Here is a 1,312-nt window from a genome sequence, read left to right on the forward strand (position 1 = left end):
CAGTCCTCGTAGTGCAGGCCCGCAGCCTGTTCCCGGAAGCCGGACGGTGGTTGGAGACCGTATTCCCGGAACGCCTGGTCACGGGCTTCCTGCCAGTGGCGTTCGCTGTCCATCAGGGTGCCGTCACAGTCGAAGACGACGGCTTCGGGTGACCATTCGAACAGGTCGCGAGCTGTGGTGGTCACAGGTCCTCCTCGTGTCCGCGAATCAGGGCGTGCACATGCTGCTACCGAGGATGGAAAAAATAATGACGACTACGTTATTCACCTGGTGGCACATCAGGCAATAACCCTATTCAGCGACTCGACGGCGTCGGGGCTCAGGAGTATGACCGTGCGGCATCGCTAAGCGGCCACGAGCAAAGGGCGTGGACAACACCGCTTCTTCACGCGGGAGTTGCGAGGAGCGCTCGAACTGACCGACGACCGGCCCAACGCACTCAATACCACTCGACTGCGTGTCCTGTCGAAAAAACTCTGCAATTACCGCACGAGTGTGACCCCATTTTGCTCCGGGCGTACGCTGGCGCATTGAATTCATGGTCGGCGGAACCATCGAGCAGGGGCGGACGGAACGTTGCAGGAACGGGCGAAGGCAACCCGCAGGTCATTGCTGGAAGCGGCTGCCCGCCTCTTCGCCGAACGGGGCTACGCGGCCACCAGCGTGAACGACATAAGCGCCGGTTCGGGCCGCACCAGCGGCGCCGTCTATTTCCACTACGCGAGCAAGGAGGGCCTCGCCGTCGCCGTGGTCGAGGACCGGTTCGCCACATGGCCGCAGCTCGCCCAGCGCTACGCCGACGAGACGGTGCCCCCCATCGAGCGCCTCGTCGCCCTCAGTTACGACATCGCCCGCGCCCTCGTGGAGGACCCGGTGACGCGCGCCGGTGCCCGTCTGTGGACCGAGCGCGCCACCATCAACGCCCCCCTTCCCCATCCCTTCGCGCTGTGGACCGCCGCCGCGACGAGACTGCTCGCACAGGCCCGCCTCGCCGGCCAATTGCGTACACAGGTCCGTCCCGCCTGCGCAGCCAGAACCCTGGTGTGTGCGTTCTACGGTCTCTGCTCCTTCACCGAGGCGCTCGACGGCGCGGCCACGGTCATCGACCGCCTGTCCGACTGGTGGCAGCTGACCCTGCCCTCCCTACGGCCGCCCGGGCACGAGGATGCGGGCTCGCCCGTCCCTGGGTGAGCCGTGCGAAGCGCCCGGGTCGAACTGCGCTGTGATACAGCGGTTGGGAGGGATGTTCAAGGGGCAGGCGGTTTGTCACAGGTGCGGCCCGCGCGCCGTGGCCAAGGGCGGGAGGGTATCT

General features: G+C 66.2%; 1 protein-coding gene and 1 pseudogene. One reads left to right on the plus strand and one right to left on the minus strand.

What is annotated here, in order from left to right; translation table 11 throughout:
• Positions 1-185 (minus strand): annotated as a pseudogene (locus IE312_RS39285) (HAD family phosphatase); the annotation flags it as partial.
• A gap of 391 nt (positions 186-576) precedes the next feature.
• On the opposite strand from IE312_RS39285, the gene IE312_RS09000 reads away from it, so the two are divergent.
• Positions 577-1,191, plus strand: coding sequence for a ScbR family autoregulator-binding transcription factor (locus IE312_RS09000; RefSeq protein WP_189980101.1), 615 nt, complete (start codon positions 577-579; stop codon positions 1,189-1,191).
• Positions 1,192-1,312: the final 121 nt, after the last annotated feature.

It is taken from the genome of Streptomyces capoamus (assembly GCF_014654935.1).
Classification (GTDB): domain Bacteria; phylum Actinomycetota; class Actinomycetes; order Streptomycetales; family Streptomycetaceae; genus Streptomyces; species Streptomyces capoamus.